The 6,362-nt window shown below is 76.8% G+C and carries 5 protein-coding genes; 2 read left to right on the top strand and 3 right to left on the bottom strand.

Going from position 1 to position 6,362, the window contains the following annotated elements:
• Positions 1–598: 598 nt before the first annotated feature.
• The 3 genes from ACPXCS_RS09865 to ACPXCS_RS09855 are packed head-to-tail and all read right to left on the bottom strand — an operon-like array spanning position 599 to position 4,536.
• Positions 599–1,945, bottom strand: coding sequence for an O-antigen ligase family protein (locus ACPXCS_RS09865; RefSeq protein ID WP_425947166.1), 1,347 nt, complete (start codon positions 1,943–1,945; stop codon positions 599–601).
• Between the two features lie 6 nt (positions 1,946–1,951).
• Positions 1,952–3,376: an exopolysaccharide biosynthesis polyprenyl glycosylphosphotransferase gene (locus ACPXCS_RS09860; protein ID WP_425947164.1), complete on the bottom strand. Its 1,425-nt coding sequence runs from the start codon at positions 3,374–3,376 to the stop codon at positions 1,952–1,954.
• Complete coding sequence (locus tag ACPXCS_RS09855) at positions 3,373–4,536, bottom strand: glycosyltransferase (protein WP_425947163.1); 1,164 nt, start codon at positions 4,534–4,536, stop codon at positions 3,373–3,375. Before ACPXCS_RS09855 ends, ACPXCS_RS09860 begins: the two co-directional genes overlap by 4 nt.
• A 479-nt stretch (positions 4,537–5,015) precedes the next feature.
• Here ACPXCS_RS09855 and chpG point away from each other — a divergent pair, with 479 nt between their 5' ends.
• Positions 5,016–5,255 carry a chaplin ChpG gene (gene chpG / locus ACPXCS_RS09850; protein ID WP_030838293.1) on the top strand — a complete coding sequence of 80 codons (240 nt, stop codon included), beginning with the start codon at positions 5,016–5,018 and terminating at the stop codon, positions 5,253–5,255.
• 269 nt (positions 5,256–5,524) lie between these two features.
• A complete protein-coding gene (locus ACPXCS_RS09845) occupies positions 5,525–6,241 on the top strand; it encodes a hypothetical protein (protein ID WP_425947161.1) in 717 nt (238 codons plus the stop codon).
• Positions 6,242–6,362 lie beyond the last annotated feature (121 nt).

Below are 6,362 nucleotides of genomic sequence, written 5' to 3'. Positions count from 1 at the left end.
TGCTGTGCCGAGGGCGTCGTGCCGGTCGTTGGCGGCGGTCCAGGGGTCGTGGCCCGCGGACCGGTGGGGGGCTCGCCGTCGGCCGGTGTGCGGGTGGGGGCCGCAGCGGATGGCGGGGCCGTGGGCCGGGGGGCGGCCGGGGGCGTGCCGGTCGTCGGGGTGGGTTGCTGTGCCGAGGGCGTCGTGCCGGTCGTTGGCGGCGGTCCAGGGGTCGTGGCCCGCGGACCGGTGGGGGGCTCGCCTTCGGCCGGTGTGCGGGTGAGGGCCGCAGCGGGTGGCGGGGCCGTGGGCCGGGGGGCGGCCGGGGGCGTGCCGGTCGTCGGGGTGTGCTGCTGTGCCGAGGGCGTCATGCCAGACGTTGGGGGCGTTCCGGAGATCGTGGCTTGCGGACCGGTGGAGGGTTCGCCGGTGTTCGGGGACGGTGGGGTGGGCGCCGGCCGGCCGTCGGCGGCGGTGCGGGGGCCGGTCACCGGTGTCCGGCGGCGGGGCGGGACCGCGCCGGGGAGGGAGCGGCCGCCGGCCGTGCCGGGACGGCTCGTGCCCGAGGCGCCCGGGACCGTCGTCCCCCCGCCCGCGCCGGTCTGTTCAGGCGTCACCGTCATCGTGCCGGTGTCCCTTCCGCGAGGGCCCGGGCACCGGACCCGGCGCCGGACCCACCGGGCCGCGGCCCGGCGTTCGCGGCGGTCAGGCCCCACCACGCCGCCAGGCCGAAGCACATCGCCGTCAGGACCGTCGACGGGCCGCCGATGTCGGCGTAGGCGAAGTCCGTCAGCTGCCAGACCAGCAGGCCGCAGGCGACGAGGCCGCAGTCCAGGCCCGGGGCGCAGGCCCGCCGGGTGTGCCACAGGGCGCGCACCGCGCACAGCAGGAGCGCCAGCCAGCTGCCCGCCAGGGCCACAAGGCCCAGCAGGCCCTGCTCGGACAGGATGAGCAGGTACATGTTGTGCGGGGACAGCAGCGGCTGCTTGCGGAAGGCCGCACCCGCGCCCTCCGTGTCGCTGCCCGCCGACAGGGCCAGGGAGGCGTGCGCGTCCCGGTGTTCGGGGAAGCCCTTGAGCCCCACGCCGGTCGCCGGATGCTCCCCCCACATCCCGGTCGCCGCCGCCCACATGGTGTACCGGTCGGTCACCGACTGGTCGGGCGCGTCCGCGACCCGCGTGATGCTGCTCATCCGCTCCTGCAGCATCGCCGTACCGACCCCGAAGCCGCCCACCAGGATCATGCTCGCCGCGGCCACCACCGCCCCGGCGGTCAGCGCCCGCCGCAGCCCGGACAGCAGCAGTTGCGCCGTGACCGTCACGGCCGTCGCGATCCACGCCCCGCGGCTGAAGGACAGCGCGAGCGGCGGCAGCAGCGCCAGCGCGCAGGCCAGCCCGATGATCCGCTGCCGTACGGGCCCGGCGCCGAGCGCGAGGCCCACCGCGCACACCAGGCCGAGCGAGACGACCGTCGCCATCCCCATCACGTCCTGCGCCCCGAACGTGCCCACGGCCCGCACCGGCCGCCCCTGGTACGACGCGCCGGTCCCGGTCGCGTACTGGTGCACCCCGACCGCCCCCTGCCACACCGCGAGCCCCACGAACGACCAGGCCAGCAGCCGGAAGTCGGCCCGGTCCCGCAGGAGCAGCAGCACGGCCGCCGGGACCAGCACGAAGACCTGGAGGTAGCGGCCGAGGCCGGTGAGCCCCTCGCCCGGCGACACCGCACCCATCGCGGCGACGGCCACCCCGAGCACCGGCAGCCCCAGCACCACCGCCGCCGTACGGGACAGCGGCCGCCGCCGGTCGCGGACCAGCCGGACGGCGCAGTACAGCACGACCAGCGCGGACACCGCGTCGGCCGGACCGGCGCCGCCCTCGCCGCCGCCCGGGCCCAGCGGCAGAGCGAGCAGGACGACGACGGCCAGCAGGGGAAGAACGGGCGCGTGCGCCCCGACCCGGGTCATGCGCGCTCAGCTCCCCGTCGGACGCACGAGCGCGGCCGCCGTACGCAGCAGCAGGCACACGTCCTGCCACAGCGACCAGTCGTCGATGTAGGCGTTGTCGTACCGGGCCCGGTCCTCGATCGAGGTGTCCCCGCGCAGCCCGCGCACCTGGGACAGGCCCGTGATGCCGGTCCGCATCCGGTGCCGGGCCGCGTAACCGGGGTGGCTCTGGCCGAACTGGGCCACGAAGTAGGGGCGTTCCGGCCGCGGTCCGACCAGGCTCATGTCGCCGCGCAGCACGTTCCACAGCTGCAGCAGCTCGTCCAGCGAGGTGCGGCGCAGAAAGCGGCAGAACCACGGCATGCGGCGCTCGTCCGCGACGCTCCAGCGGGTCGCCGACTCGTGCTCGTCGACCGGGCGGTGGGTGCGGAACTTCAGCAGCGTGAAGGGCCGCCCGTCCTTGCCGATCCGTTCCTGCCGGAACACCACCCCCGGCCCGTCGCTCGCCCGCAGCACCACCGCGCACACCAGCAGCAGCGGGCTGACCAGCAGCAGCAGCGCCCCGGACACCACGACGTCCAGGGCCCGCTTGGCGGCGCCGCCGCGCGGCAGCGCGCCCAGGTCGAGGCGACGGCAGGAGAACCCGGCGATCCGGTCCCGCGACCGGTACGACGGCACGTCCGGGTCGATCTCCCAGACCGTGCAGCCCGACTCGGCCAGCGCCCGCAGCAGCGGCCCCTGCCCGGCCCGCACGGAGGGGTGCACGGCCAGCACCTCGCGCACCCCGTTCTGGATCAGCGCCCGCTGCACCTCCTCACCCGTGGTCAGCACGGGCAGTCCCTCGGCGCCGTCCGGCGCGTCGGCGACGACCCCCACCGGGCGCACCCCGTACCGCGGATGGCGCAGCACGGCCGCGGCCACCCGCTGCGCGGTCGCGGCGGGCCCGACCACGAGCGCGGCCCGCGGCCGGCGCAGCAGCTCAACGCGCCGGTGGGCGTGCACCGCGCCGCGCCCGGCGCAGCTCACCGCGGTCTGCAGCAGGAAACCGGCCAGCAGCGTCCGGGCGGAGAGCACGTGCTGCGGGGCCTGGGCCGCCGTGAACGCCCCGAGCGCCAGCCAGGCCACGGCGATCCGGCCGCTCACGGCGGGCAGTTCGTCCAGCAGGGCCGGCACGCGCGCCTCGTGGCGCGGACGCAGCAGCAGCGAGACCGCCACCAGCACGCCCAGCAGCAGCGGGTGGCGCTGGGTGCCGGTGAGCGCCAGCGCGCCCAGCACGGCGGCGGTGCCGTCCGCGGCGAGCAGCGGCAGCGGCGAGACGGGCCGGGCCGGGGGCCGCCCGGCGGCCGGGCGGAAACCCGCCGGGTTGCCGCGCGGCGGCAGCAGTGTCACCTGCGTGGATCCGAGGTCCCGGGGCTGTCCGGCGGGAGGGGGGACGGTGCTTTCCGCGGTCACGAGTGGACTGTCTCCCTGTGCTCGGTGGACACGGCGCGCCCGTCCAGGAGTTCGCGGTACACGTCCGCGACCGCCTGAGCCGTGCGGCGCACGTCGTGCGTGGTCAGGACGTGCCGGCGGCCCGAGTCGCCCAGCGACGCGCGCAGCGGCGCGTCCGGCAGCAGCCCGGCGACGGCCCCGGCCAGGGCCGCCGGGGCGACGGCGGGCACCAGGCAGTGCGGGGCGAGGCCGGGCGGCAGGCTCTCCCGGGCCCCGCCCACGTCCGTCACCACCACCGGCCGCCCGCACGCCATGGCCTCGAGCGGCGCCAGGGCCATGCCCTCCCAGCGCGAGGGCAGCACCACCAGGTCCGCCGCCTGGTACCAGGGCACGACGTCGGCGACGTCCCCGGCGAACCGCACCGACCGGGGGGCCAGGGCCCGCAGCCTGCCCTGGTCCGGGCCGTCGCCGACCAGCACCAGCCGGGCCTCCGGCACCCGCCGCAGCACCGACTCCCACGCCGTCAGCAGGACGTCCTGCCCCTTCTGCCGGCACAGCCGCCCCACGCAGACCACCAGCGGCGCCCCCGGATCGAGGTCCGGCAGCAGCCGCTCCCGTACGGTCCGCGCCACGGCCGGACGGAAGCGCTCGACGTCGATGCCGTTGGGCACGACGCTCCACCGCCCCCGGATCCCGGCCCCGGCCCCGAGCCGGCGTTCCGCCTCGCTCACGCACACCACCCGATCGGCCCAGCGCGCCGCCCACCGCTCCCAGCCGCGCGCCAGGGCTGCGGTGGTGCCGCCGACCGCCTCGAACGACCAGGCGTGCGGCTGGAACACGGTGGGGATCCGCCCCCGCACGGTGAGCCGCCCGGCCAGTCCGGCCTTCGCGCTGTGCGCGTGCACGAGATCGGGCCGGACGTCCGCGACGATCCGGGCGAGCCGCCGTACCTCGCCGCCGATCGACGGCCCCGGCGCGCGGGTGGCCGCCCAGGGCCGGACCTGCGCGCCGAGCGCGGTCAGCCGGTCCGCGAGGGGGCTTTCGGGGCAGGCGACGGTGACGTGCAGGCCCGCGGCGAGCTGGGCCCGCGCCAGGTCCGTCACGACCCGGGCGACGCCGCCGTCCACGGGCTGGGTGAGGTGGAGGACCCGTGGCGAAGGGTCGTTCGATGGCAGGTGCATGCGCGGTTTTCCTCGCTCACGGACGGCGCTCGGGACGGCGGGAACGCGCCTCACTGCCGGGTGCCGACAGCGCCGGATGCCGCGCCGGCGCATGCCGCGTCCCGCTGGGCAACGAGCCGGACGGCTCCTGGTCACCACCCCACCGCAGGGCTTCGCGGAACGTGGTCTCCCCGGGTGGCCGGTCGAAAGGGCGAGCGAGACTCAGCGGTCCGCTCGGGACCGGCGGGGCCTTGCGTAAGTCGTGTCACGGGGCCGTCATCAGTGCGATCTGCTTGCTGGCTGGGTGTGTTGAGAGGTCCGCAACTGTAGTCGCCAACGGTACTTTTCCGTAGAAACCGGGCGTGTGTGTCGGAATCGTGAAGGGGGTCGCCGCGGCCAGATCACTCCTTTGGCGGCACAACTCGCGCCCACGCCGCGCGTTGACACAGCGCCGGGCATCCGCCCGGATGTTTGTGTCAACCCCCAAGGAGCACCTCTCCATGTCGCGTATCGCGAAGGGCCTGGTCCTGACCTCCGCTGCCGCTGCCGCTGTCGCGGGCAGCACCGGCATCGCCGCCGCCGACAGCGGCGCGCAGGCCGCCGCCGCCCACTCCCCGGGTGTGCTGTCCGGCAACGTCGTCCAGGTTCCGCTGCACATCCCGGTCAACGTCTGCGGCAACACGGTCGACATCATCGGCCTGCTGAACCCGGCGTTCGGCAACGAGTGCGAGAACGACTGACGTCGTTCCGGAACCCCGACCGGCCGCCTTCCCGTGGGACCACGCGGGAGGGCGGCCGGTTCGCGTCGTCCCCCGCCCGGCGCGCGCGTTGCCCCGAACGGGGGCGGGTGCGCGCCCCGTCGGGCCGCTCGCGCGCACGCCGCCTCACCAGCGGGGACGCCGCGCGCTCACGGGAACGGGGCTGACCTGGTGCGTTCGCTCGGTTGCGGAGTGTTCCGGCCGCTCCCACGGTGGGCACAAGATCCGACGCACCACCGAAAGGAACCCCCATGCGTCTGCCCGCACGGCGAATCGCGACCCCCGCGCTCTGCGCCACGCTGCTGCTCGGGGTCACCGGGCCCGTGGCCGTGGCCGCCGACAGCGCCTCCGTCCCGGAGCGCGCCCCCACGGCGTCCCGGGCTCCCGTCCCCGACGCGGACGCACTGCTCGGCCAGGTCGAGGGACTGGGCGAACTCGGCGGTGTGCTCACCCCGGTCGCCGACCTGCTGACCGCCGTGCTCAAGGCGGACGGCGGACAACTGCCGCCCTCCCAGGCGGCCGAACTGAGCACCTCGGTGCAGGACGCCATCGACCAGGCGACCGCCGGCCCCGCCGCGGCCGCGCCCGGCACCACCGACCCGGCCGCGCCCGGCACCACCGGCCCGGCCGCGCCCGGCACCACCGGCCCGACCGGCTCCCTGCCGCAGGCCAGCACGCTGCCCGCGCCCGTCGAGGACCGGGCCGAGGTGCCGGAAGGGCTGGTGGCCGAGGCCCTGGAGGCCCTGGAGAAGGCCAACGCCGGTCTGCTGAAGGCCGTCACCTCCGGCGAGTCCGCCCAGGTCACCCCGGCCGTCAACGCCGTCGTCAGCGGCCTCGTCAACACCGTCGCCGCGACCCTGGTCGACAGCGAACTGCCCGCCCCCGACCTGGCCGGCCTGCCCTCCCTGCCGAAGGCCCCTGAGGCCCCTGAGGCCCCTGAGGCCCCTGAGGCCCCTGAGACCCGCTGACGCCTGCTCAGGCCCTCCGTGGTCCCGTCCGCGCCCGCGTCGACGTCGTGGGGGGGGCCCCCCGCGCGGCCGGCTGGGGTTTGTGGGCGGGAGAGGTGGGTGTGGGGGGGGGGGGTGGGGG

The sequence above is a fragment of the Streptomyces sp. DT190 genome (genome assembly GCF_049846985.1).
Taxonomy (GTDB): Bacteria; Actinomycetota; Actinomycetes; order Streptomycetales; family Streptomycetaceae; genus Streptomyces.
Note: the sequence above shows the minus strand (reverse complement) of the source record. Positions and strands in the feature narration are given on the sequence as shown.

Excerpts from the sequence above, each read along its gene's own strand:
- ACPXCS_RS09865 (WP_425947166.1), bottom strand. The coding sequence starts at position 1,945 with ATGACCCGGGTCGGGGCGCACGCGCCCGTTCTTCCCCTGCTGGCCGTC.
- ACPXCS_RS09855 (WP_425947163.1), bottom strand. The coding sequence starts at position 4,536 with ATGCACCTGCCATCGAACGACCCTTCGCCACGGGTCCTCCACCTCACC.
- chpG (WP_030838293.1), top strand. The coding sequence starts at position 5,016 with ATGTCGCGTATCGCGAAGGGCCTGGTCCTGACCTCCGCTGCCGCTGCC.
- ACPXCS_RS09845 (WP_425947161.1), top strand. The coding sequence starts at position 5,525 with ATGCGTCTGCCCGCACGGCGAATCGCGACCCCCGCGCTCTGCGCCACG.